General features: G+C 34.8%; 23 protein-coding genes and 1 pseudogene. 4 read left to right on the top strand and 20 right to left on the bottom strand.

The genetic code is table 11. The features are described 5' to 3' along the window. Positions 1-13 precede the first annotated feature (13 nt). Positions 14-1,147: an MFS transporter gene (locus JNUCC74_RS07365; protein ID WP_454067506.1), complete on the bottom strand. Its 1,134-nt coding sequence runs from the start codon at positions 1,145-1,147 to the stop codon at positions 14-16. Positions 1,148-1,375: 228 nt separating this feature from the next. Here JNUCC74_RS07365 and JNUCC74_RS07360 point away from each other — a divergent pair, with 228 nt between their 5' ends. The 4 genes from JNUCC74_RS07360 (at position 1,376) to JNUCC74_RS07345 (ending at position 7,567) form a co-directional block, all read left to right on the top strand. Next, the gene (locus JNUCC74_RS07360; protein ID WP_454067505.1) at positions 1,376-2,596 is read left to right on the top strand and encodes a dicarboxylate/amino acid:cation symporter; all 1,221 of its coding nucleotides are present in this window, start codon (positions 1,376-1,378) and stop codon (positions 2,594-2,596) included. 388 nt (positions 2,597-2,984) lie between these two features. Next, positions 2,985-4,289 carry a YeeE/YedE family protein gene (locus tag JNUCC74_RS07355; protein WP_454067504.1) on the top strand — a complete coding sequence of 435 codons (1,305 nt, stop codon included), beginning with the start codon at positions 2,985-2,987 and terminating at the stop codon, positions 4,287-4,289. 238 nt (positions 4,290-4,527) lie between these two features. Further along, positions 4,528-6,222: an FAD-dependent oxidoreductase gene (locus tag JNUCC74_RS07350; RefSeq protein WP_454067503.1), complete on the top strand. Its 1,695-nt coding sequence runs from the start codon at positions 4,528-4,530 to the stop codon at positions 6,220-6,222. Positions 6,223-6,235: 13 nt separating this feature from the next. Continuing rightward, positions 6,236-7,567 carry an APC family permease gene (locus JNUCC74_RS07345; RefSeq protein ID WP_454067502.1) on the top strand — a complete coding sequence of 444 codons (1,332 nt, stop codon included), beginning with the start codon at positions 6,236-6,238 and terminating at the stop codon, positions 7,565-7,567. Positions 7,568-7,924: 357 nt separating this feature from the next. Here the strand turns inward: JNUCC74_RS07345 and JNUCC74_RS07340 are convergent. From JNUCC74_RS07340 to JNUCC74_RS07250, 19 genes and pseudogenes are all read right to left on the bottom strand, one after another. Further along, a pseudogene (locus JNUCC74_RS07340) lies at positions 7,925-8,957 on the bottom strand (2,3-butanediol dehydrogenase). Between the two features lie 796 nt (positions 8,958-9,753). After that, positions 9,754-10,359 (bottom strand): hypothetical protein, encoded by a 606-nt coding sequence (locus tag JNUCC74_RS07335; protein ID WP_454067501.1) that lies wholly within the window; start codon positions 10,357-10,359, stop codon positions 9,754-9,756. 333 nt (positions 10,360-10,692) lie between these two features. Next, positions 10,693-11,001 (bottom strand): hypothetical protein, encoded by a 309-nt coding sequence (locus JNUCC74_RS07330; RefSeq protein ID WP_077320216.1) that lies wholly within the window; start codon positions 10,999-11,001, stop codon positions 10,693-10,695. 75 nt (positions 11,002-11,076) lie between these two features. Then, complete coding sequence (locus JNUCC74_RS07325) at positions 11,077-11,286, bottom strand: hypothetical protein (RefSeq protein ID WP_454067500.1); 210 nt, start codon at positions 11,284-11,286, stop codon at positions 11,077-11,079. Between the two features lie 23 nt (positions 11,287-11,309). Beyond that, positions 11,310-11,462, bottom strand: coding sequence for a hypothetical protein (locus tag JNUCC74_RS07320; RefSeq protein ID WP_179104409.1), 153 nt, complete (start codon positions 11,460-11,462; stop codon positions 11,310-11,312). Positions 11,463-11,643: 181 nt separating this feature from the next. Beyond that, positions 11,644-11,940, bottom strand: coding sequence for a hypothetical protein (locus JNUCC74_RS07315; RefSeq protein WP_454067499.1), 297 nt, complete (start codon positions 11,938-11,940; stop codon positions 11,644-11,646). 273 nt (positions 11,941-12,213) lie between these two features. Next, positions 12,214-12,516, bottom strand: a complete 303-nt coding sequence (locus tag JNUCC74_RS07310; protein ID WP_454067498.1) for a hypothetical protein — start codon at positions 12,514-12,516, stop codon at positions 12,214-12,216. A 71-nt stretch (positions 12,517-12,587) separates the two neighbouring features. Continuing rightward, the gene (locus tag JNUCC74_RS07305) at positions 12,588-13,385 is read right to left on the bottom strand and encodes a hypothetical protein (protein ID WP_454067497.1); all 798 of its coding nucleotides are present in this window, start codon (positions 13,383-13,385) and stop codon (positions 12,588-12,590) included. A gap of 737 nt (positions 13,386-14,122) precedes the next feature. Beyond that, complete coding sequence (locus JNUCC74_RS07300; protein ID WP_454067496.1) at positions 14,123-14,566, bottom strand: DUF5085 family protein; 444 nt, start codon at positions 14,564-14,566, stop codon at positions 14,123-14,125. Beyond that, entirely contained in the window at positions 14,553-15,023 is a 471-nt protein-coding gene (locus tag JNUCC74_RS07295) for a hypothetical protein (protein WP_454067495.1), read from the bottom strand. Before JNUCC74_RS07295 ends, JNUCC74_RS07300 begins: the two co-directional genes overlap by 14 nt. A 1-nt stretch (position 15,024) precedes the next feature. Further along, entirely contained in the window at positions 15,025-15,795 is a 771-nt protein-coding gene (locus JNUCC74_RS07290) for a hypothetical protein (RefSeq protein WP_245799805.1), read from the bottom strand. Between the two features lie 887 nt (positions 15,796-16,682). Beyond that, on the bottom strand, positions 16,683-16,976 hold the full coding sequence (locus tag JNUCC74_RS07285) for a DUF4176 domain-containing protein (RefSeq protein ID WP_454067494.1): 294 nt from the start codon (positions 16,974-16,976) through the stop codon (positions 16,683-16,685). A 46-nt stretch (positions 16,977-17,022) separates the two neighbouring features. Beyond that, positions 17,023-17,568 carry a hypothetical protein gene (locus JNUCC74_RS07280; protein WP_454067493.1) on the bottom strand — a complete coding sequence of 182 codons (546 nt, stop codon included), beginning with the start codon at positions 17,566-17,568 and terminating at the stop codon, positions 17,023-17,025. 31 nt (positions 17,569-17,599) lie between these two features. Then, a complete protein-coding gene (locus JNUCC74_RS07275) occupies positions 17,600-18,949 on the bottom strand; it encodes a T7SS effector LXG polymorphic toxin (RefSeq protein ID WP_454067492.1) in 1,350 nt (449 codons plus the stop codon). A 15-nt stretch (positions 18,950-18,964) separates the two neighbouring features. Next, complete coding sequence (locus JNUCC74_RS07270; protein WP_454067491.1) at positions 18,965-19,273, bottom strand: TIGR04197 family type VII secretion effector; 309 nt, start codon at positions 19,271-19,273, stop codon at positions 18,965-18,967. 6 nt (positions 19,274-19,279) lie between these two features. After that, a complete protein-coding gene (locus JNUCC74_RS07265) occupies positions 19,280-19,696 on the bottom strand; it encodes a YwqH-like family protein (RefSeq protein WP_454067490.1) in 417 nt (138 codons plus the stop codon). Between the two features lie 13 nt (positions 19,697-19,709). Beyond that, the gene (gene essC, locus JNUCC74_RS07260) at positions 19,710-24,158 is read right to left on the bottom strand and encodes a type VII secretion protein EssC (RefSeq protein WP_454067489.1); all 4,449 of its coding nucleotides are present in this window, start codon (positions 24,156-24,158) and stop codon (positions 19,710-19,712) included. Between the two features lie 74 nt (positions 24,159-24,232). After that, entirely contained in the window at positions 24,233-25,543 is a 1,311-nt protein-coding gene (gene essB / locus JNUCC74_RS07255; protein WP_454067488.1) for a type VII secretion protein EssB, read from the bottom strand. An 840-nt stretch (positions 25,544-26,383) separates the two neighbouring features. Then, a complete protein-coding gene (locus JNUCC74_RS07250) occupies positions 26,384-26,641 on the bottom strand; it encodes an EsaB/YukD family protein (protein WP_077320202.1) in 258 nt (85 codons plus the stop codon). Positions 26,642-26,650 lie beyond the last annotated feature (9 nt).

Here is a 26,650-nt window from a genome sequence, read left to right as displayed (position 1 = left end):
TTTAATATGAGTTTTATTTTTGGCGCATTCGACCAATAAACAAACTAGTACAAGCAATGAACATAATAACAGCGATAAATATAAAAGGAATCCCAAACAGTTCACTAATAGCACCAGAAATGGATGATCCTGCTACGACACCTAATGAGAAAGCAGCATAAAAAATTCCATACGCTTTTCCCCGATCCATTTGAGTAGAACCTTCTGCTACCATTCGGTTCATGGATGGAAAAATAAAAGCAAAACCGGTTCCATAAATAATCATTGCCAGTATCCCCGTCCAAAAGGTTGTGATATAGCTTAAGAACAGCAAAGAACAGCCTACCAGAAAAATTCCGATTTCCACTAATGTTAATGGTTTCATATGATCATAGATTCTGTTTATCGGAGTCAAAAAAATAATGATGGCAACAATACCAAACGTACTCAATAATGCTCCGGTCACACTAGTATCCAAACCAATGGCTTCGACCTTTAACGGTAGAGCAAATGCCAATGTTCCGTTACTTATCATAATTGCAAATGCAGCCAAGGAGGCTTGTAACAACATTGGATTTTTTAATAGCGGGATGAAATGTTTCATATGAACCTTCCCCCTATCACGCGAGACAAAAGACTCTTCAATATATCGAAGTACTAAAAACGATGTAATAACAAATAAGATGGCAACAAATAAAAATACATATTCTATTTCGGAACGTGCAGCCATAGCTCCGCCTATAGCCGGACCGATAATGGCAGCTAGTCCGATGGCAGCTCCAGTAAACGCCATTGTCTTCCCTTGCGCTCCTTCTTTTGTCTTATCTCCGACATACGCAAATGCCGCTGGAATTAAAAAGCCACCTGCCAGTCCATGTAAAAATCGAATCGCCAACAATTGATATCCGGATTGAGCCAGCGGATAGAGCAATAAAATAATGGTAACAGAAACCATACCGGTAAATAACATTCGCTTTCTACCATATTTATCAATCCAATGCCCGCCAAGAATATTTCCAACCATATTGGTAAGTGAATAAACAGCCACAATTGCTCCTGTTAACACATGAGAAGCACCTAAACCAACTGCATACGGAGTAATAATAGGTAGTTGGATAAAAGTATCAATAAATGCAACAATAATAATAAAGTATAATAGCTTAGTCATGGACTTCCTCCTCACTTTCCAACCTATTATAACTGAATTCCATTTCAAAACGATAAAAAAAGTAATGAAAATGCTTATTCGTCACAGTTTTTTCAAAATGTTAACAGCTTCCTATTTGTTGTACGGTATAAAGTAAAACTTAAATAGTACATAGAAACTGAAGGAAAGCCTTTTTTTTGGTACGATAAGAAATATATAAAATCAATATAAAAGAAGGCGATAAATATTATGCGTTTATGGAGACGTTACAAACAAACATCCTTTATAATAAAAATGACAACAGCATTTTTGCTTGGTATATTTGCAGGAATTCTTTTCCGGCAACAAACAACTATACTCGAACCGTTAGGAACATTACTTATACATTTACTTAGCTTAATTGCCATTCCGGTTATTTTTCTTACAGTCGTATTAGCAGTAAACAAAATGAATATGACTCAGCTAGGTCGCATGGGCGGAAAGCTTATTCTATACTATATAGCTACTACTGCTTGTGCAGTACTTATCGGACTTGGATTAGCCTTATGGATTAATCCAGGAGAAAACCTTTCTTTACCAGACACCACAGTAGAAAAACCGGAAACACCTAGCTTTTCCGATATTATTTTACAGATTGTTCCAGAAAGTATTTTTTCCGCCTTCACTTCTGGTAATCTAATGGCGATTTTATTTATTGCAGTCATTATTGGGATTGCTATTTCAACCATGAGACATGCTTCCGATAAAAAAATGATCGAATATGGGAATTTACTCAATACTTTTTTTACAGCATTAAATGAAATGTTCTACAAGATATTGCAAGGTGTGCTTTTATATGCACCAATTGGCATTTTTGCGATTAGTGCCACAGCATTTGGAAGCCAAGGATTGGCAACCTTTCAATCCTTATTAACGTTCACACTTGTCTTTTATGCTGGTATTGCATCATTGTGGTTATTCGTGTATACAGCCTTTTTAAAATTTTCGAATACACCTGTGCTTGCGTTTTTTAAACAAACAAAAGAAGCTTATACGACTGCCTTTTTTACATCTAGCAGTATCGCTACGCTACCAATCGCAATTCGTTCAGCAAAAAAAGTCGGGATTTCCGAAACTACTGCTAACTTCGCCCTGCCACTAGGTGCTGTTTTCAACTCAGACGGAGGAGCACTGCGCATGGGAGTATCATTGGTTTTTGCAGCAAATATTACCAATTTAAGTCTTTCCCCGCTCGATTTTCTAAGTATCGTAGTCATCGGTACATTGTTATCGATTGGCACTGCAGGCGTACCTGCTGCAGGACTTGTGACATTATCTGCTGTTTTAAGTATGTTTGGTCTGCCTTTAGAAACTGTTGCGTTAATTGCCGGGGTGGATGCGCTGATCGGAATGGCTGGTACTGCTTCCAACGTGATGGGTGATATTGTTGGCGCAGCTGTCGTCGACAAATCAGAGCGTAAACGTGCATAAAGTGAAACTTCATTCAGTAGGAGTTTTCTTCCATCTCCTACTGAATGTTAGATTGAACGAATCGGGCATTTAGGTGCCGTTTTCTCCCACTTAGACCCTTTTGTATCAACTCAAGGCTCTTGAAGTGGGAGTCTTACGGACCTTAGATGCGGGATAAAAAACAATAATTGAAGAAATTACTTTTGCATGTGCTTTTTTGGTACATGCTTTTTTTGTTGATTTGGTTAACATTAACTTTACTTTTTTATAATTTCTACATCCAAAACTACCCTTCCATGAATAATTACTGGAGACTAAGTTTATTTGGTTGATATTTTGGAGCCACCTCTATATACTATTCATGTGAAATTTTTCACATGATAAACAAGCTATTGGAAGGAGTTTAAAGATGGAAGCAGAAATAAAAAAACAGCAAGTTATTCAGGCAGGACAACTGCATAAGGTTGAGTACGTTTTGGGAATTATAGGAATTATATCAGTTCTTGTACTTGGTAATATCTTGCTAAAGACGGATCTACTTTTCTTTCGATTATTGATTGGAACAGGTCTAGGTTACACTTTGACACGTGCATATACCGGTTTTGCCGGCAGTATTAATCGTGCGTATACTACTGGTTCAACAAAATTGTTACGAGCGATGATGTTCATGTTCTTTATGACCGCTCTAGCAACAACTACTTTTTTATTTTTATCTGACCCAGCTAACTATGATCTATGGATTAATCCAATTAATTTTGGTGTTATAGCAGGTGGGCTATTATTTGGATTTGGCATGGCATTTTCTTCATGCTGTGCTTCAGGTGTACTAACAGATCTAGCAACAGGTTTCCCGAGAGCGTTTATTACACTATTATTCTTTGGTTTTGGTATATTCATTGGATTTCCAATTCAACATACAGCTACTTGGGTGACTAACTCTTGGGTTACATCTTCTACAGGCAATCAATTACAAGGTGGAGTTTTTCTACCAGACTTATTTAAATGGGACGGGCTTGGAGGATATTTAGGAGCTGTCTTGCTCACGGCTTTATTTTGTGGTATAACCGTTTATTTTGCTTATCGCTATGAAAGAAAACGAAAAGAGCATCATAGTTATCATGGACATCTAACCGAAAGAATGCAAGATTTACCTGATACGTTTGATAGTAAAGACTATAAACTATTCAGTTATGAAACATATCGCCGTATTTTTATCAAACCTTGGACCTTGAAGCAAGGAGCTATTGTGATTAGTATATTATTTGTATTATTAATGGGAGTTACCAAAGCCGGCTGGGGAGCTTCTACACCATTTGGGATTTGGTTTGGGAAATTATTAATGTTCTTAGGTGTTTCACCAGAGGCCATTGCTTCCTTTACAAAGATGTCTACAGAACCGTTTGTTATGCCATTTTTTGAACATCCAGTTTCAGTGCAAAATTTTGGAATCCTAGTAGGAACTGTTATCTATTTATTAACAGCTGGTAAAATGAAAACGATGTTTTTACAAGGTGCACATATTCGAAAAAGAGAAATAGCTTTATTTGCATTAGGTGGACTATCAATGGGATTAGGTACTCGCCTAGCTAACGGCTGTAATGTGGGAGCATTGTTTACTCCTATTGCCAATTTTTCCCTTTCCGGCTGGATCTTCTTCTTATTCTTAGCACTTGGTGGAATTATTGGGAACATGCTTGCTAAACGTGTATTTTAAATACTCAAACGTATTTTTTAATAGTTAATTTGTGAATCGTTGAACAAAAATCTTACTTACAAGTAAAAAAATAGTATACTTAATCGTTTGTGCATATACCGATACAGGTATGTGTACAAACTCACAATTATTTGCTATGATACTAGTATCAACTATGTGATTAATAGCACAATATGTTAATTCCAAAAACGAACTGAACAAGCAGGAAAAAAGTTTCTTAACTAAAGGAGACAGGAAAATGAATAAAAAAATTGTTGTTGTTGGTGGAGTGGCAGGCGGAGCTTCTGCTGCTGCAAGAGCAAGAAGATTGGATGAACATGCAGAAATCATTATGTTTGAAAGAGGACCTCATGTTTCTTTTTCAAACTGTTCCTTACCGTTTCATTTAAGTGGTATTGTTGAAAATAGTGATGATCTTGTACTAATGAACCCAAAGCAATTCAAAAACCAATATAATATTGAGACCCGTGTAAACAGTGAGGTTATTGCTATTAACCGCAGAAATAAAACAATCACCGTGAAGGATTTAACTACAGGTGAAAACTATGAAGAAACATACGACAAACTAGTATTATCCCCTGGAGCCAATCCAATTGTTCCTGATTTGCCCGGTGTAGATTACTCTCATGTATTTACCGTTCGTAACGTCGTAGATATTGCTAATTTAAATGCTTATGTAAAGCAGGATCACGTCAAACAAGTTGCAGTAATTGGCGGGGGTTTTATTGGCATTGAAGTTGCTGAAAATCTTCGTTTAGCTGGTTTAGAAGTGTCATTAATTGAATTTAGCAACCAAATTATGGCTCCTTTTGACTATGATATGGCGCAAATTCTTCATAAAGAAATGCTTGATAAAGGCGTAAATGTCATCGTAAATGACGGGCTAGCAAAAATTAAAGAAAATTCTATTGAACTACAATCTGGTAAAATACTAGAGGCAGATGCGGTTATCATGGCTATTGGTGTGAAGCCAGAAACAACATTAGCAGTAAATGCCGAGCTGGAGATTGGTGTAACTGGCGGTATTAAAGTGGATCATAATTATAAGACTAACGATAAAGATATTTACGCTGTAGGGGACGCTATTGAAGTTTACCATAAACTGACACATGAACCTACTCGATTAGCTCTTGCCGGCCCTGCCCAACGACAAGCAAGAGCAGCAGCAGATCATATTTATCATATACCACATCGTCATAACGGAGTCATTGGTTCTTCTTGTATTCAAGTATTTGATCAAAACGCTGCAGGCACTGGTCTAAATGAAAAACAGGCTCAGCGCGCAGGTATTCCATATGATTTTGTCTATATTATACCAAATGATAAAGTAGGATTAATGCCGGAAAGTAGTCCTATCCATTTTAAATTAATTTATGAATATCCAACTGGAAAAATATTAGGTGCTCAAGCAATTGGAAAGGGAAACGTAGATAAACGGATTGATGTTATCGCAACGATGATTACAATGGGCGGGACACTAGAGGATTTAAAAGAATTAGAACTCTGTTACTCACCAATGTTCGGTACCGCTAAGGACGTTGTTAACTTTGCAGCATTGGTTGCCTTAAATCGATTACATGGAGCTTTCAAACAGGTATCTGTAACAAAAGTACGAGAATTAGTAGAAAATAATGCATTTATTATGGACGTAAGAGAAAAACATGAATATGAAAAAGGTCATGTAAAAACTGCTGTCAATATTCCGCTAAGTGAGTTTAGAAAACGCTTAGATGAAATACCGAAAGACCAACCCGTCTATGTACATTGCCGTTCTGGTCAAAGAAGTTATAATGCTGTCACGGCATTGCAACATTTGGGCTATACTAATATATACAATATCTCTGGATCTTATTTAGGCATTTGTCTATATGAATATTACAATGATCAAGTAACTGGAAGAGACAAAATCGTTACAGCTTATAATTTTAAGTAATCTGTGATGTGTAATGAAAAATAAACTCAATCGTTTTGATATTTTAAGTTTAGTACTGGGATCTATTATAGGTTGGGGAGCTTTCACGCTTCCCGGGATTAAATTTCTTCCGGAATCAGGTGTTATCAATACGACAATCGGATTATGTATTGGTGGAATCGCCATTATTTTTATTCAGAAGGGCTATCATATTATGATGCAGCAACATGCAGAAGATGGCGGTGGTTTCTCTTACACATATAAAAATCTAGGCAGGTTACATGGCTTTATTGTAGGGTGGGCTCTAATCCTTTGTTATTTGAGCATTGTTCCCCTTAATGCAACAGCTTTTGTATTGGTTGTTAAAATTTTATTTGGTTCTGCCATCGACTGGATTCACCTTTATGATCTTGCTGGAAATCCAGTCTATTTATCTGATGTAGTTATGGCGAGTTTGATCATTATATTCTTTACTATCATTAATATTCGCGGGCTGCGTAAAAGTTCTAATGTGCAAAACATCATGGTTTTATTTTTAGTGCTTAATATATTCATTGTCTTTATCGCCATGCTATCTGAAACGGGTACAATGACTTTAAAAGAACATTATGTTAATCATTATAGTTTCCAGTTTAGTGAAGTAATAAAAGTAGTAGCTATTATTCCGTTTCTGTTTGTTGGGTTTGACATTATCCCTCAGGTAGCAACACAATTAAACTTCAAACCGGAAAAAACAACTCGGATAGCGATTCTTGGAATTTTTTCGGGAGTAATGATATACAGCCTGTTAAACTTTATTACTTCTCTAGCATTTTCCCCTTCCGAGGCGAAACACCTCGATTGGGCATTAGGTGAAGCTGTAATAACTCATGTTGGCAATTTTGGGTTTTTACTATTAGTTATTGCTCTAATGACTGCTGTATCAGGGGGAATTAATGGTTTTATGATTAGTAGCAGTCACCTGTTATCTTCATTATCCTCTTATAAGCTTTGTCATAGAAAATATATGAAGCAAACAGAGAATGGTGTTCCGATCAACAGTGTATTATTTATTACAGCTATTAGTTTAATTGCCCCATGGTTCGGACGAGAAGTCATTATTTATATTGTTGACATGGCTTCATTTCTTGCAGCTGTTGCTTATGTTTATGTTTGCTTGATTAGCTATAAAAAAGCAAGCACTCGATTCGATCAACTTTTAACTTGTATAGGAATGATCATTAGTTTCAGCTTTATCATTCTTTTGATTACTCCCCATTCTCCTGGTCAATTAAGTACGCCATCTTTACTTTTCATGGCAATATGGGGAATAATAGGTGTGTTCTATTATCAACGTTACGCTAACAAGCTGGCAGAGAAAATTTAAAAAATCAGGTAACATAACATGAACAACGGATTTGTTTGCTCTTAAAAGATGAGTGGATTTTTCAGGCTCTATACTAAATGTGGTGGTACACCTTATTGTGCCAATGCGCAGAAAGATGCAAAAAAATACACTCATCCCCTCTCTTTTGATAACCTTGAGTTTGTAAGGCATGACGTGAGAAAGTCCCGAAATTTTAATATACTCGACCGGACAGAGTATGCTCCAGTAGCAATACATCTCCGTTTTTTAAGAATAAAGAAACAGTAGTTTTTAAAGGTTATGTGATGTTAACTTTTAGAATATGCACTTATATAACACCACACGCCAACTATCTATGGTCGGCGTGTGGTTAGATAATTATGGTTTAATTAATATCTTTACTTGTGACTTATCGTTCAGTAATGTTTCAAATCCTTCATCGACGATATCATCTAAATCTATTTTTTTCGTAATCAAGTCAGTCACTTTCAATCGTCCCTCAGCAATAAGTTGAATGACGGTAGGAAAAATATTTCTATAACCAATCGACCCAACAATGTTCATCTCTTTAAATACAACCGTATTGGCACTTAGTTCAGGATTTGATTCCCAAAGGCTGACAATTACTACCTCACCAGCCATTTTTGTACTATCGATGGCTTGCTGCAGTACAACAGAAACCCCAGTAGCTTCAAAACTGACATCTACTCCTCCATTGGTTTGGTTTAAAATTTCTGCAACGGTATTAACTTCTAATGGATTAATGGTTATAGCTCCTAGCTTTTCTGCCACTTTTCTCCGCTCTTCAGACAATTCAACAACAAATACTCTTTCTGCTCCTGCAAGTAAACATGCTTGAATAGTTAATAAACCTATTGGTCCTGCTCCAAATATTGCTACTGAATCTCCTGCTTTTAATCTGCTTTGCCTAACTGCATGCAAAGATACTGCCATAGGTTCAACTAGAGCTGCCAGTTCATAACTTAATTTCTTTGGAATCTTATGTAACAGCAGCATACTCAGAAAATCCACCGCCAACACCAGACATCCCATAGCATCCGATACGTTCACAATTATTGTAAAATCCTTGGCGACAAGAATTACATTCCCCACAAGAAATAACCGGTTCAACGACAACACGATCACCGACTTTTAAAGTTTGTACCTCTTCACCGACTTCTACTATTTCTCCTGAAAATTCATGTCCCATAATTACTGGAGCTGTTTTATTGGTTAAAGGATGCGGCTCTTCTGTTGGAATCGTAATCGGCCCTGCAACATATTCATGAAGGTCACTTCCACAAATACCTGCCCAAGCTACTTTAATCTTTACTTCCCCTGGTTTCACTACTGGTTCTGTTACATCTTCAACGCGAATATCTTTTTTGGCATACCATACTGCTGCTTTCATTACTTTCACTCCTATTATTATATTTTTGTTTGAATGTTCTAAACGTGAATATATCATAAATCGCCACACGAAATCGGATACATTTAGCAATTTTTTATGACTTTTTTACTAGTTCTAAATACTCGTAAAATTTCATATTGAAATATTATAGAAAGATATGCACGAGGAACATTCAAACTCGCCAATAAACGGATGGATTTAGGAGAAAATATAATGTGGTAGTAATTAAATTTGATATTTATATAAAGTAACACACGTAATACTGCTAAGTAAGATAATTTAAGAATGGTTAATTTTTGAACACTGAACAACAGAAGAAAAAATAAGTCTAGCAGAAGAGCACAAATTTACAAAAAAATTAAATTCTATCAGTCCTGTTATCTAACACTGTACTCTGTTTCCGTCAGCATTTATATATAGACACGAAATTATGCCATCTCCCAATCGATAACTCATCTAAATTTCGCTCCTCTATATTGTGACTTTATGTTCTGTCTTTTTATATAAGATACATTCATAGTTATCATGGTACTTTTTATCACTTTTATGGAAATACTTTCTTGCCAGTTTGTTCGTAAGTCATTTGTTGAATAAGTTAATACATTGTCAAATGTTAGCGGTCTAATTTCCAGTTTCAACTCAAGCACCCTTTCTTCCCATTGGGTTTAATTCTCCACGTTTGTTAAAGTTAAAGCTATCAAAGCGGTATTTACAATATAAAATAACCAATTGCTCAGGGAGAACAAACATCATTGCATAAAAAAGCAAAATACATAAAGTAATCATAAAAATGGATTCAATATCTAAAAATCCAATATTCCTTATTAAAAATTGAACAAGCTATACTTCCTACTATAATTGGAGATAAGTAGAATTTTATTCCTTGCTCTGCTTTATATCTTATCTCACCTTTTTTTGAACCCGCTCTATATTCACCTTTCCTTAGTAAAATATAAAAACGAATAGATGTGAAAATAAATATCAATAAACCTAACGTCATAGTTACATAGGTGAATATCATTAGGGAACGAACATCAATTGATTGTTCCTGCCCAATTAAGAATACTCCCGCAATATAAAAGCAAACTCCGCCTATATTTTGTGATGCAAATATAGCAGTTAAATACTGTATTTTTTGAGCTTTTTTATAAAAAAATGGTATAGAATATATAATAGACATGATAAAAATAATACTTGATATAAAACCATGAATATAAAAGATGGTATTTTTATAGGGATAAATTGAGTCATCCGCTGCTACAATATAAACTAAAAAAATCATTAAAGGCTGAAAAAAAATTGCTATCATTAAAGCAAAAGCAAGAGAGCTTGAACTCTGCCTGCCTGATTCTAAAGGTCCTCTTAATACCGCAAAGTCTCTTTCAGATAATTTCTTCAACATAATTAACCCTCCAATAAATACATGCTGAATAATCAAAATAACCTATAACTCCAACTATTTAACTGTACTGATATTTTGATGTTATGCGATATATTGTACTTCTTATAGTTTTTACTATATTCCTGTTTTATATAATTTAAATCGTGCTTTTGAAAAGTTAGACGTCACAATACTAGTAGCCAAAAATAAAACAAAAGAAAGTAATAATAAATTTATTAAATTGTATAACAAAAGTAAAACAAAACATAGAATAGCACCTAATAAAACAATTGATGCAAGTATCAACTCAAAAACAAACCTTTTTTTCCTTTATTGAAATAGTCTTTTAGCGTCTCATTTGATATATATTTCTTTTAAACTGTAAGCTGAATTTTTATGAATATATCTACCTATAATAACACTCAAGACTATGCCAGTTGAAACTATAATCACCATATAAGCAGGATTGTCTGTGGATAGGCTGACATTTTGAAGATTTCTCATTAATATTAATGCAGTTAAAAAACACGTCCAATAAACTGTTCGGTTTACTTCTTTATGATAAGCTTTATATACCCTCAGGGTTTGAATATCAAGTAATATAGTATAACCTATTCTTCCTTTATCCTTATTTCCATAAATTGGAACCATCCTATTATTCACGCTTGCCCTCCTAACCAAATACTGAACCTAAACCTCCGAAAAAACCTTACACAGCTTCTCCAATTTTTGCACCAGCTAATCCACTCCTAAGTGTCCACCCGCTTTAACAACAGCATATGTAACATCTTCTCCTTTATAAACCATAGAACCAAAATCTATTACAGATGCTACAATTGGGACTCCATACCTCGCACCTGTTCGTATTGTTTGAATTAATGTTGATGGAGGTGCAGAAAATGTTTTAACCTCTCCATCGACCCCTGCAGCGACTAGTCCACGACTCATAAAAAAAGTAGTGTTCTTTTGCGTCATCTAATTATTGCAGATGCAATAGGGTTCGAGACTTCTTCCGTAATCGAATTTCTAATAAACCCAGTTCCACCCGAATATCTCCTGCTGGGATGTTCTTCTGTATCTTTTGTATCTGCTGTAATTTTTGGAACAGAATCTCGAATAGCCATAATTTATCCACTTATCCCCATTCTAGTTGTTTAATTTTGTTTAAAGCTGAAGCCTTCGACTATTAAATAAAAAGCATCTCATTTAAAGTCCTTTTTTATCCCTGGGTTCCCTTAAAATTCTCTAAATAAAGCAGTAATTTAAGTATATATATTTCCTACTTAAACTACTGCTTTATTAAAATCATCTATTTTTTTCTATCGGTATATCTTTTCTTTCTTCAATTATTTCAACGTCTTCTTTTGGAACCCATTTTTCATAATAATATTTGTCTGTTCGATCAAAATTAAACTCTCTTGCAAGTTTTGCATCTCCTGTTCCTAAGTAAACTTTTCCATCTTTTTCATTTGACATGACATTAAAAGGTTTATTTTTATAAATTGCACGAGATTCTATATAATAGTATTCTTCTAATTCTTTTAAATTAATTTGTTTTTTTGTATACATTTCCAGGATAAATTGTTTTAAAACTTTCATCACACTTATTTATGTCTTTAGTTATTACTGAAAAATTACCGTTCTCACCTTCACTAACTTTATATTCTTTACCTTCATAAATAACATAATACCCATTTTTTATCATATCTATCGCCTCATTTCATTACAGGTTCGAAAACTTCACCATTAAATGTTGCAACTAATTATTCAATTCCAGTTTTTACTCTATATAGTTTTACTCCTTCTTTTGGATGAACCCTATTATCGAATCTCCACTCTGGAATCACTTCGCCATTCCTTGAACCAGTAAATCCATTATGAATTTAGTATCTTCCAGGTAAAACCTTTTGCATACTCTAATACCTCATTCTTCTCTATTCTCTTATCAAAATCATCATCCCAAATAAAAAACTCTCCTAACCCCCCTCTTGGAGGATATAACTTATTGTTTAATACCTTTATTTTTTCAAATTTAATCATATCTTCTTCATTACTCTCTAATATGTTTAATATTTCTTCGATTATTAAAATTTGGGGCTTATTGGAATTGTCTCCATATTTCCGCAAAACATCTATTATAATTAAAAATTGGTTCTTAAGTTCATTTAGTTGATTCATAAAAAAACTCCTTATTTTATTGTTGTTTCCGAAATCACTTCAACACCTCTTATTTTCCAAGGTTCTTGAATTTAAATCTGATTTAACTCAAGCCCTCCTGAATACACTCCTCCTTGGTATCCAACTGGTCCTTCATAAATGGTAGTTCCTTTTGGAATTTTCACTTTATAGGTAGCATTTATTGGAGAAGTTCCTGTTAAAACTCCAGTTTTAGGGTCTATCCACTGAGGCTTCACTGCAGTATCAATTCTTACTTGAGCTATAGATTGAGCTGGGGTAGATGTAAACCATTGCCCCAAACCATTCTTTTGTTTTCCTGGTATTGTCAACCCCCCATTTCTCCTGAGCGATATAAATAAATATCTTCTGTCAAAACTTTTATATTGTCTTCCTCCATAAAAATTTTTAATTGGTTTCCCAATAATTTGTGCTAAAGATCCCGGGTTATCAAAGAAATTATAGTCATAATTGTAAATATCATCATACTTTGAAATAATACCAGTACTGTTAACGTTCTTCTCTCCAACAACTTTACCCTTCCCAACATTTACTCCTTCAGCTTTACTCAATGTATTCCGAATCGCATTCTCAAAGGAGCTAGTATTTCCTGCGGGCATATGGACTTTCCCTACCTCATCAATTGCCAATACCTGACGAGTGGAAGGAATTTGATGGACTTTAGCAATGGTTGTATCAGCTGCTTTTCTCACTTCAATAGCATCCACTGCCAATTTATCCTTAACTACTGCACCGGCATTTTTTATTCTCAGTTTGCTATATTGGCTTGCAGAGAGAACCGTATCCTTTACGTGCTTCCATTCCTGTTTTGCAGTTACTTGAACTCCTGTTTTCACTCCAAATTTTCTCATATTTGCTGCCTGATGAGCAAAACGGGCGCTACTACTGAATTTTTTGATTCCTGCTACTCCTATAGACTTAAGACAACACCCTCATTCAAACATTGTGCATTAGAATCCAAAAACTGTTGAACATTTTCTTCTAAAGTTTTGTCAATCCCGGTAACATCAGGAATTGAAGTTTAATCAAAAACAACAACCCAAGTAATATCTACCTAGATTGTTGTGTACTCTTTTTAATTTCTACTTTTGAAGTAGTAAATCTTTTCGTTCTTTAATAAATTTTTACTTCATTTTTTGGGATTTGCTTTTCATAATAATATTTATCTACTCTATCCATTTTATATGTTCTTGCTAATTTAGCATTTGGTGTTCATATAATTACATCTTGTTTATTTTCTTTGATTAGTTCAAAAATTCCATTTTTATAAAAAATCTTCCAGGTGATTTTGTATAACTCAATTAAAGAAGTTTTATCAACCTCTTTTATAAATAATCTTGGCAAGGAATCTTTGTTTAAATAAATATCTGGATATACTTTTTCTACAAAACCTTTTTAATATCTTGCTCATTATCGCTAACTAGTCTTACAATATTGTCTTTAATACTACTGACTCTATATATCCCCATCAAACTGAGCAAAAATAGAGCTTGTCATAATCAGAGCTCCTTTCTTAAAGTAGAAGTACCGCCACACTAAACATAAAAATTTTTCTCCGTTCCTCTGTTAACACTTTTAAAAATGGCAGCTACACTCCTACGCTCATTTCCACATAATGCCTTCCCATATAGCTAGTCTTATATTCAACAAATACAGGAGTTTTCTGTTTCATTCCATTCATTCTAATATAATTCATTAACTCCCAATACTTCGTTTGAGATTGCGATTCAAAATTATTCAGTACACGGGTCATTATCATCGGTTTAATGGACAAATAGCTGTGAAAATATATTTGTTCTTGATCGTCAATAGTAATTATATTTTCTATTATTGGCAAAAAAATTTCGGCATCCATAACCTCACTTGTTGGATCACTCAAAATAGTAAATAGTATGCTACCATTCAGTTGGTAACCGTTCTTTTCCAAAATTGATTGAAAGTCTTTTAGTGCTAGATCAATTTCTTCTGGAACAAACCGATAATATTTTGATGCGACATTGCGATAAGCTATATGATAATTAGGAGTAATCATTTTTTGTCTCCCCACTCTTTTTAATAGGAACATACAAATCAATGATAATATCTCCATAAACCTCCAATAGTACACAATAAAACGTATCTTCTATTGCAATATTTTCCCCCATTGCATAATTCTTAATTTTTCTATGAGCTGCATGAAAGTCTACTTCCTGATCTGCCTGACGTAAAGCAAGTGCCTCATCAATATGAAACCGCTCCTGAAATTGAAATTCAGTTGTATTCTTTAAATGGACTCGTTCATTAATAGGGAGATAGTACGTAAAGCGACCAAATTTTTTCTCTCCATTTTGGGGTTCTACTGAAAAAAAGATGGGGCCATTTTTATAAACGCCTTCCGCCAGTGTTATATCTTCCATTATAAAAATACCTTCTTGCCAGTTTGTTCGTAAGTCATTTGTTGAATATGTTAACACATTGTCAAATGTTAGCGGTCTAATTTCCAGTTTCAATTTAAGCACCCTTTCTTCCCATTGGATTTAATTCTCCACGTTTATTAAAGTTAAAGCTATCAAAGCGGTATTTACAATATAAAATAACTAATTGCTCAGGGAGAACAAACATCATAGTAGGAAACAGTAGTATGCAAACTGTTGCCATTATTGTATCTTCAAGATCATATAGTCCAAATAGACTGATTAAATATTGTAAAATAAAAAGCGTTCCTATACTTCCTACTATAATTATTGGTAAATAAGATTTTATACCTGTTTCATACTTAGACCTTAGTTTATCCTTAGATGATCCCTTTCGATAATGTCCTTTTTTAAGCAAGACATAAAAACGAATAGAAGTTACTATGAATACTAGGAAGCCAAACAATAACGTAATCAACGTAAAATTAATAAGTGGGGCTATCGTTATTGAACTCTTGGTACCTATAACAAACAATCCGCTAAGGTAGAAGAATGCACCAAATAGATTTTGAGAGATTAAAATCGATATTAAGTATTGCATTTTCTGTCCCTTTATATATACTTTTGGAATTGCATAGATAATGGATAATACAATTAATAATCCAGTAATAAATAAATGAAAGTAAAACAAATTCTCTTTAAAAGGAAATATTGAGTCATCTGCAGCTACAACATATGTTAAAAAAAACATTAGCGCCTGTAAAAAAACAGACAAAATAAACATAGCTGAAAAATTGGATGGACTTTGTCTTCCTGACTCTAAAGGACCTCTTAATACTGCAAAGTCTTCTTCTTTAAATTTTTTCAATATTCTTTTCCCTCCAAATAGTAAATTAGTTAAACCAATTTTTCACTTTTCTAAATGCACTCTTAGCACGATCCATAATGGATTTCTCACTTTTTCGAAGCTTTTTATTCCAATTTACTCCTACTCAGCCACAACACCATCAGGAGTTACACCAAGTGCTCTTAATGCATTTTCTGTAGCATTGATACGATAGTGAACTTTTCCATTTTTGTATGTTGAGTTACACTTAACCCTTGATTTTGCGCTACTAGGGGTTTCTTTGTTTCTACTTTCCATGCCGTTTTATAATCTATATCTTATATTTTTTTGATGGAATACGATTAGGTAACGACAGCAACCAAGGTCTTGCCAGTGGCTCAATCTGACATTTTTCTGTGAAAACAGCAATATAGCCGATAACGCTTCCGGTTCCATCGGTTTCTTCTCAACATTATTTTTGTGATAAGCAAAATAAGCCACATCAAATAAATAGAAGTGGCTATTTTTAGAATATGAGAGTACAAGAAAAGTAGACTTATAAGTAAAGCTTTTTATTCTAACTATCAGATATAAGTTTAATAAAAACGAAAATAGGTTCTTTAATTTGCCGTCTCTCTAATTTCCCCTAATATGTAGCTCAAAAAATTATTGGTAAAAAAGTGAGGATGAAGTTTTTTCGAATCTAACGGCTTCTTGATATAAAATATCATCTTCATAAAAACAGAAGTGATAAGGCCTTATTACAAATAGTAAGTTTTATTCGCTTAACTTATTGCAAAAAAGTAACTCAACAGACTTTTTTGTTAGTCTAACTCAAGACAATGCTATCGTACTTCTAACCCTTATATTCAAGCTGTCAGTATTAAATTTTAGTACTATTATTTTCTATGAATTGTTATTGTATAAAACTAATCATCTATGGTGAATCTTGGATAGGTGACATTCTTTATTTTCTTTTCATATTGTTTCTGAAACTCTTCTTCCTGCTCATCTTTATACCCTTCAAAATATACTTTCTCAATATTTTCATGATTGAAGAAATATACTTGATCTTCTACCTTCCCAGCAGGATAAATACATGCTGAATAATCAAAATAACCGATTACTCCACCTTTATTATATAGAGGTACTCTATTTAAAATCATTAATTTTACGTCTCCGTTTTTCAATCGTACAACAGTTCCAATTGGAAGGATTTTCATTTTTTCAACCACCTTGAATTTTAAGTATGTGAATGATAACCTCTTTTTATAACTCTATTTCCTTATTTTGGAATTCACGAAGTATTTTAATACGAGTGAATGGCTTATTTATAATAATCATAAATAATGGCACGCTTCCTAAGCATCCGATAATTAGAAGCTCTATTTGACTAAACATAAAAAATAATGTATACCCACCCCCTGCTAAAAGGAGGCTTAACCCTCCGCCTAAATTCAACTCAAGGCGAAATTGTTTTTCTCCTTTATACGCAAAGCTTTCCATACTTTCTTGATTATAAAAAATGGTTCTTTCCGTTTTAGGAATATAATAATGATTAAAGAAGTATCTAGCAATAATATAACAAATAATATTAACTATAAAGAATAAAGTGATATTAAGCAGAAGTCCCTTGTAAGGTTGATATATTGCATTTACAATTCTTGATCCATATAGAACTAAAATAAAAAGTAAAACGTAAACAAATGATGATTTATCACGATGTGGAAATTTATAGAGCTTATTATGATCTTTATCATAAAAAAGCGTATAAATTTCTTTTTCCCTATAAATTGGGATTAATTTGTTTTTCACTATCCCACTCCTTACTTCTCTGTGTAAATACTTAGCCCAAAACAGAGCCTAAGTTACCAAAAAAACCTGAAACAGCATCTCCGATTTTTTTACCCGTATCTTTTACCGTGTCAACTACATTATCACTTATATTTTTAAATGAAGCTGCAATCTTAAATCTATTATCATAATAAACATCAAATAACATAGAACCTGCTACGCCTATTCCAAAGCCGATTCCTGTCCCAATGCCTCCACCAATTAAAGTACCAATTTGTGCACCTATTAAACCTGCTCCTAAATGTCCAGTAGCTTTTACTGCAGCATCTGTAGCATCTTCTCCATTATACAATTGAATACTAAAATCTATTACTGAACCAACAATTGGCACAGCATTTCTAGCTCCAGCTCTTACCATTTGGCTTGTCAATGATGGAGTTTCATAAAATACTGTGTGCTTGCCATCTACTCCGACAGCAACAAAGCCCCGATCCCGGAAAAAATTTGTATTGTCAGCAATCCATTTATTAATTACATCTGCAATAGGTTTTGACACTTGTTCAGTAACTTTGTTAGTAATCGAATTTCTAATAAACCCAGCTCCCGTATTAATAACACCCGAATAGATTGCATCATATATTTCCTTATCAATTAAACCCTTATCATAATCTTCTTTAGCTTTATCTATAATCACCTTAGAATCCTTATCCAAGTTTTCAATCTTGTCCTTCTCGTCAGTTGAAGTGCTTATATAATCTTTTAAAACAGGTAACCCTACATAAGCTGTGCCAATTGTATAATTGGAAAAACGGGATTGCCCCCTACTTCTTCCAGCATTATTCATCGTGACTTCAATATGATGTAGTAGTTCCTTCGTTTGCGAATCATTTTGCTTACCTTCACTTGTGAACGAAGCAAGTTGATCTTTTAAGTCTGTAATTTCTTCGTTTACTCTATTTTCATCATTTTCAACAGAGGAAAAACTAGGCACAGATGCATTGGTTATATCTACCACATTGCTTATTGTTCTATTGATGGTTTGATACTCAGAGCTTAGTTGTGCATACTGTTCCTCTAAATCCATTTTTGTATCCGTTAAGTAGTTACTATCTATAACTGATATTTGACTGGAATCAACTTCAGATTGAAATAACTCTAAATGTTGATTCAAATTATTAGCTAAATCTATGAACAACTTATTGAATGTATCTAAAATTGTATTGTGCAAATCACTAAAGTAATTTTTAGCCTGCTTCGCTGCTTTCCCTGAAAAAGAATCCATTGCTACAATCTGATCAATATCTGATTTGATACGATCTAAGCCTGCTTTGATTTCCGTTGAAGTTGTCTTTAAATCATTTGATAATTCAATAACCTCAGATATGTCCACCCTATCTGCCATCTATATCCCTCCTAACTATAAAGATTGTGTACCAGATACTGGTATATTATTACTTGAATAATTGGCCAATCTTTCATCATTTTCCTGCATCTTTTCACCAATATCTTCCAACGACGTTATATCCACATTAAGCAGTGTCTTATATTTTATTAGTAACTCAATTGCATTAACTATATTTTCTAAGTCATTAGTAAAAGGTTTAATATTTGTTTTATCAAATGTTCTATTCGTTTTAATACCACTTTCTAAACTTGAAAGTGATGATCTCAACTTAGTTATATTTGAACGAAAAACATCTATATTTAAACCTACCTCTTCTCCCATTCATAGTCACTCCTTTAAGGCTGCACTTATCTGTTTATCAATGGTTAACATTGTATTTTGTAAATTTTCTATTCCAGATTCGTAGGAAGCTATGTTATTCTCAAACCTTGTAATATCTTCTTCAATTATTTGTTTAGCCTCCTTCGTCTTCGAAATGAAATTTTTCACACTGACTTTATAGAGATCATAATAATTCTTAAACTTGTCTTCCTTTTCTCCTTTCCATCTACTTTCATCAATAGCTAAACCATCCATAGAACTTTTTGTTATTTCCAGTTCAGAAATACTAGCTTCCAATGCTCTTACCGCTTCCTGTAACCTGCTAATTTTATCTTGCAAGGCTGATATTTGATTCCTTGCATTATCCATCCCCTTTAAAACCGTTGATCTTTGCTGACGTAGAAGACTTAATGATGTACTCATCCCCCACTCCCCTTTATTCCGGTATTTTCAATTTTACATGTTGATGATCCATGGTTAGATAGCATTCAAATGGATTTGGGTATTTTTCTTGCCTAATAAACGGCTGCTTAAATATATCCTGATCCCCAAGTCGCATACTCAATAATCCAACAGTGGATTGAGTTCGTATATATTTCGGTACTTGTTCAAAGCTCAGTCCAATATAATTGTAATCCCCTATTAGTATAAAGTGGATGCCTGCTTTTTTTCCTTGCTCCAACATGATTGTCATTTCATCCACATCTAGTTCACTGCGATCACAAAAATCTTTTACATTGGAAAGTAGAATCAGCCATTTCTTCGCAGGATTTTGTTGTTGGATACGCATATTTATTTCGGCAATGACATCATTTTTAACCGCAACAATTCCTTCTTGCTCAGAAATATATGCATTTAGTGTTTTTCCAATTTCAGATAGTTGTTGATCTGCTGTATCTATCAACATGGTTTGGTAATCGCCTGATAAAAGCGAAACATTTTTTGCTAATGATTGTTTCATTCTATCCAATCCATCTTGCCGATCACTTACGACAATTAGATGCCCCTGTTGAATGGGGTCAAAGGCGACTGGCTGCACTTCTTCAAATTCCAAGCCTAAAGGCAGTAACTGCTGCCTAATTAATCCTTTTGTCATTCGATTATTCTTGAATTTCTCAAAGTCAACTACTCCCTCTGGCACCATCGGAATTTCATCCGGCAAATCTCCATCCCAATATGACTCCATCTCTTTTGCAGTCGTTTGAATCGAGTTAATAATTTCTAGTGTTTCTTTACCTTCTGCAGGAAGCATCGTTTGGAATAAGGTTGGTTCTTCCAATTTGATAAGTCCTCTACCGGCAATTTCTTCAATTTCAATGTCTGTTCTGCCGACAATAGCACGTGCTTCTGTCTGTTCAATTAAGTACAGGGCAATTTGCGTTTTAATATTGGACAGCAATGGCATGCGCATTGCACTTTGTCGGCCGGCACTAATTGCTAAGTGGATCCCAACGCTTGCACCCTCCCTAGCGATTTGGGTAACCAGCTTCTCAAATTCATCGGAAAATTCAGCCTCACGAACAGAATCATAGTTGTCAATAACGATTAAAATACTAGGTACGGTCTCTCCGCTAGCCTTTTCATACATATCCATACTAGCGACACCATAATTACTTAGCTTCTGCTTGCGCTCCTTCATATTGCTTGATAAAAGGCGCATAAGCTTGCCAATTTTTTCTTCTTCATCTACCAGAATCGTATCGGCAACATGTGGAATCGCCTTTAATGGCAATAATCCGTTTGTACCAAAATCCAATAAATACACATGTAAATGTTCTGGATGATGTTGATGAACTAGATTCATTACTACCGTTTGTAAAAATGTTGATTTTCCATATCCAGGACTTGCAAAAACTGCGAGATGTCCACTTTTCATTAAGTCTAAGGTTAATCGTGTTTGCGATTGCAGTTCTGGTTGATCCAATAGACCTAAGGTAACTACTAGCGGTTTCTTTGCTTCTTCTTTCCATGCTGTTTTATAATCTATCTCTTGTATTTCTTTTGGTGGGATACGCTCAGGTAATGGTGGCAACCACGGTCTTGCCAGTGGCTCAATCTGACATTTTTCTGTGTAATCAGCAATATAATCGATAACCGCTTCCAGTTCCGTTGGCTGTTTCTCAACATCTTTTTTATGTGCTAAACCGCTTAAATCCTCTGTGAGAATATCATATTGACCAAGATCATTAATCGCGTAAATCGTTGTATCCACAAATTCATGATCATCTTTATCAGGCACGTAGTCTGCACCACTCCATGCACTTTGAAATAACTCGTAAATTTCATTGTTTCCTACCTGCAAGTAGGCACGCCCCGGTAACGTAATCTCAGCAGCATCGGGTGTTTTTAAAATTTCATTGGAATCACTTGCATTTTGCACCTTTAATGCCAATTTGAATTTGGAGTTCGACCAGATTTGATCATCCACAACACCACTTGGCTTTTGCGTTGCAAGAATAAGATGGATACCAAGTGAACGACCGATTCTTGCTGTTGAAACGAGTTCTTTCATAAAATCCGGCTGCTCTGACTTCAACTCAGCAAATTCATCTGCAATCAAAAATAAATGTGGCATTGGCTCGCTAGCTTTTCCTTGCTTATGCAACTTTTGATATTGATTAATATGATTAACATTATGCTCACTGAACAGTCGCTGTCTTTTTTGTAATTCTGCTTTAATGGAAGCAAGAGCACGCATGGATTGTACCTTATCTAAGTTAGTAATAGTACCGAGCAAATGCGGCATATGCTTAAATAAATTCGCCATTCCTCCGCCCTTATAGTCAATAAGTAGAAAAGCGACTTCATGTGGGTGAAAGTTGACCCCGAGTGAGAGAATATAAGATTGAATAATTTCTGATTTACCGGAACCTGTCGTACCCGCAACGAGACCATGTGGTCCGTGGGCTTTTTCGTGTAAGTTTAACTGCACGATATCATCTTTTCCGCGTAATCCGAGCGGAACAGCAAGGCTCTTATATGTTTCATTTGCCCTCCAGCGTTGTTCAATAGCTAACTCGTTTACTTTTTCTACCCCATACATTTCCAAAAAGGTTACTTTTTCCGGTATCGAGTTTTTTAAGTTCTGTAAATGGTTGATAGGTGCTAAAGCACGAGTAATATCTTCTTTATGAAAGCCATCTGGATAATGATCGAGATGAAACTTTTTATTAACTAATTCGCCTTCTTCCAGTAAAATATTCCCGTGTTTTGTATCTCGGATATCAATAACTGTTTTTACATGCTCTGGGAGGGCCTGCATGACGTCTTGAACAAACACTAAAGATACACCTAATTCACTTGGATCTTCATTAAAAAACTCCATTATGATATGATCAATGATCATCTTCTCATCCGTTATCAAAATGACAAAATGTGGTGAAAAATAAAGTTTCTCATTTTTATTACTTTTTTCTTCTATCGCTTGCCGGCGTTCTTTTAGTAATTGATACAAGGAATAAAGGACCTGGTCACGTGAACGTTCATGATAAACAAAACCGCGGACATTGACATCTCGTAAACTAGCATGTGGCAGCCAGCGCATCCAATCCCATTCTTGTTTTTCTTCTTCCGGAAAAATCGTAATAAATTGCACATCATGATAGCTGTGAAATAATGCGATTTGGGTAACTAATAGCTGCAATTGTTCCAATACAAGCGGACGGTGGCCGATATATCCGACAGGTCCTTTTGTTAAAGAAGTAACGACCGGAACATTTTCAATCTCTTGATATTGAGATAAAAGTTCTCTTGCTTGATCAATAAGTTCATCTTTCTCCTGAGAGAATTCTTCATCATTAAAATCAATTTCAAAGCTGGATTTAACGGTACCTAATCCAGCGCGAAAATGAAGAAAATCATGTTGATACATCGTTTTTTCATAAATTCTTGCCTCTACTTCTACAGCCATATCACGGATTGTCTCTACATCCGGATAGTGGTAAAACAGGGCATGTCGCTGCTCCTCACTTATCTGATGCAGTTCTTTTGTTTTTCTTTGCAAGTATGCTTTATACGTCTCATTCCGATGCTTCATGTCTTCTTTATATTTTTTGACGTTTTTTATATAAGAAGTAATGGAAAATATAATGGTCACAATCGTCATGGACAACATTACTATTATGTAAATCCCTCTAGGCTGAATAAGTGAAATCACCACAAGTGCAGCAACCATGACAAGTGGTGGAACAATCGTGCGCGCCAATTGCTCACTAGGTTTAGAAGGTTTATTAGCTGGCTTTGCAATTGTGCGACCCTCCTCAGGCTCCCGGTAAATAATCCGTGGTGAACGATGATAATCAGGGTATTCACCACTGTAAGGAGTACTCACTTCCACCAGCTCCACTAATCTACTCTCTAACTTTTGATTTGCCGTCATTAGCTGTAGTTCATTTTCACCAATAAAAACTACTGTTCCATCTACAAACAACTGATCTCCCGGAGTAAGAACAGCATGGCCATGAACACGCTGAAAATTATGAAAAACATTTCCCAGTTGATCCTCTAACATAAAGGTAATCCCATCTTTTTGCCTGTTCACAACAAAATCTGCCGATGTATGTTCCAACATAATATCGTCATATTCGTTGCTTCCTAACGTAATCGCATCTCTTCCTGCAATATCGAAAACAAACAACATATCCTGATGAATAAAATAAAAGTCCATTGGTTTGTCATTTATATCAATGGTCGTATGTTTATCAAGTCTTTTCCCATCGATAAATCCATTTGCTCCATCCCAATTTATAGTAAGTAATTGATTCAAATCAGGAAATGTAATACTATGAGACCACTCGCTTCCAATGGTTATATCACTAGCCTCTTCTGCTAAATGGCATTTATGCAATTGATTATTATAAGTGACCATAAGTGATTTCTGTGCCATCTTTTTCTCCCTCTCTAAACCGTTGCAATTAGTTCGCAATTTTACTATTTTTCTTCCTTTTTATCATCCTGAATTCAATCTTTTTCCGCATCCTTCTCTTTATCTTTTTCTTTCGTATTATTTGTGCTTTCTTCATTTGCCGTATCTGAATCAGGAGTTTCATCTTTTGCTTCTACATTTGTATCTACTTCTTCTTCTGTAATTGGTAAACTATCTGCTTCTTCATCTTGCAGGTTGTAATCTTCTCGATATTGATCTAATTCATCCTGTAATTTCTTAACTTCTTCTTCTCGCTCTGACCCGGTCAAATCAGGATTATTTTTAACTTGCTCTATTTTTTTAATTAGTCCATATATAATCAATTGAGGATCATCAAGATATTTAGCCTTATCAATGGAAGTTTCAAATTCTCCTCTGCCATTGTAAATCCAATAAAGTAAATAATCCGGATCACTTTTTAAGCTGACATTTTTTAAAATCACTTCTTTTTCATTATCCGACAAATTTTCGACATTAATATAAAAATCCGCCAAAATATATTTCGTCTGGTTTGGCAACGCTTCTGGATCCTCTTCCTCCAACGTAGAAATAACCTCTCCATAAGCTGATGCCAGATATTCTCCATGTGCCTTCAAAAGATTGTTCTGATATGGTGTTTTGATCAATCCATAATAAATAACAGGGACAGCTAAGAGTACGGAAACGATAATCATAATGATAGCAAGCTGTTTAAAAAGGCGAAAGCGTTTCTTTGGAACGATTTCCATTGTTCTTTCTGTTTTGCGTTGCTCTTCTTCATAGCTTTTGTGTAAATAATCAATGAGTTGCGCTAAATCTTCCATCTCACTAACTTGGCGTTGAAAATCTGTATCCTTAGCATTTTGTAATGAGCCGTGATAAAGCTGATCAAAATTATATTTTTTGGAAAATAATGCAATGATAAAACACTGAAATTGTTTAAAAAACGTTTCTTCTGTCATTTCATAAGGTGGTACCAGTTTTCGAATTCCTCTGTAAATAACACACGGCATGAAATTGTCATCAAATACAAGGTTATCGGGATGAAGAAAGAACGTTATCCTTGTATGTAAATAACGCTGTAGCTTTGTCATATTACATAGTAATCGTAGTTTTTCATTTCTATGTAAAGCTACCAATTGGTTCCATTTCTTCATTCTCGGTTCTAACGTAAACGAAAAATGATAGGAATCCTCCTCCTCTGTAATAGCTAGAGGAGCAAAAAAATCAGATGGATGAAGCATTAAATCCATTTGCCGAATATTTTTGACTGCGGTTTGAGATTTAGGTAAACTCATTCGCCAGTTCTCTTTTTCGATTTCAAATTGCAGTGTCAGCTTTTCAAATTGTATCGTTTTTTCCTTCATATCTTATGACTCCTTTACCTGCTTTCACAGCCATCTTTTTGTTTTCCAATATTAAAGGTTGTTCAAAAAGTATGACAATCGAATTTCTTCCGCGTTGGAACGAATAAAATTAGTTCTTCAACGTAGTTAAAAATTTTTAAGTTCTAAGTATACGTGCAACTAGGCTATCGTCTGCGCTTCGTTTGCTGCTAGCCAAGTTTTCTTTATTGGCTCGTTTCTCCGCTCCTTGGAAAGCGAACTGCTTTTGCGCTGGAATGGGTTTTCGAGGAAGTCGTCCTATTACTCATGAATTTACCAAAAGACCTTCTACTAAAAGCAACCACGTCCTGTGGGGAACATAGAAGTCAGTACGTCCTGTACAAGCGCTACTCGAAACTTCGCCATCTCCAACTTCTTGGCCCTATTTACCCCCTTTTTGAATACACTAATAGTAATATATGTATAGAAGGGCGAATTGCCCTAATTCGAAGCGATAACTATAGATAAAGTGAAACTTCATTCCGTAGAAGTTTTCTTCCATCCTCTACTGATACAAGTAGAACAAAGGTTTTATTTCGCGTGGTGATGGGTCTAGTGTCGAAGCATACTTTGTGGGAAAAGATCGCAATGTATCACTAACGAAGTTTTCCTTATCCTTGAAAAACTGCGATGTATTGCTATCGTAGCTTTCCTAGTCCTTGAAAACCCGCGATGCCTATTCAAGTAGTCTATCTATTCCTGTAAGTCGAATAGGAATTTAGATACCGTTGATATTCCCTTAGAGAATTCTTCGTATCCCCTACAACTCTTGAAGAGGGAGGCTTACGGCACCTTACATGCGGGATAAATATCGGTACTTGGTTATAAAACGAGTAAGATATCTCCATCCGTAACAGGGTAGTCTGCTATAAAATCATCATCAGCAATTAATAGATTTTTCGTTATCACTTTAATTGCAAAACGTTCACTTTTTTTCTCGGAAAGATTTAATGTATCCATCACATAGTAGAGTAATTGTTTTACCGATAATTGAATGGGGATACGGAGATCATATTTTCCGCCCCCATCTACTGCTTTACTAAAATCCATCGTTACATTGATATGTGTCTCTTTTGCCATCAACCAATT

Source organism: Cerasibacillus sp. JNUCC 74 (genome assembly GCF_053667775.1).
Note: the sequence above shows the minus strand (reverse complement) of the source record. Positions and strands in the feature narration are given on the sequence as shown.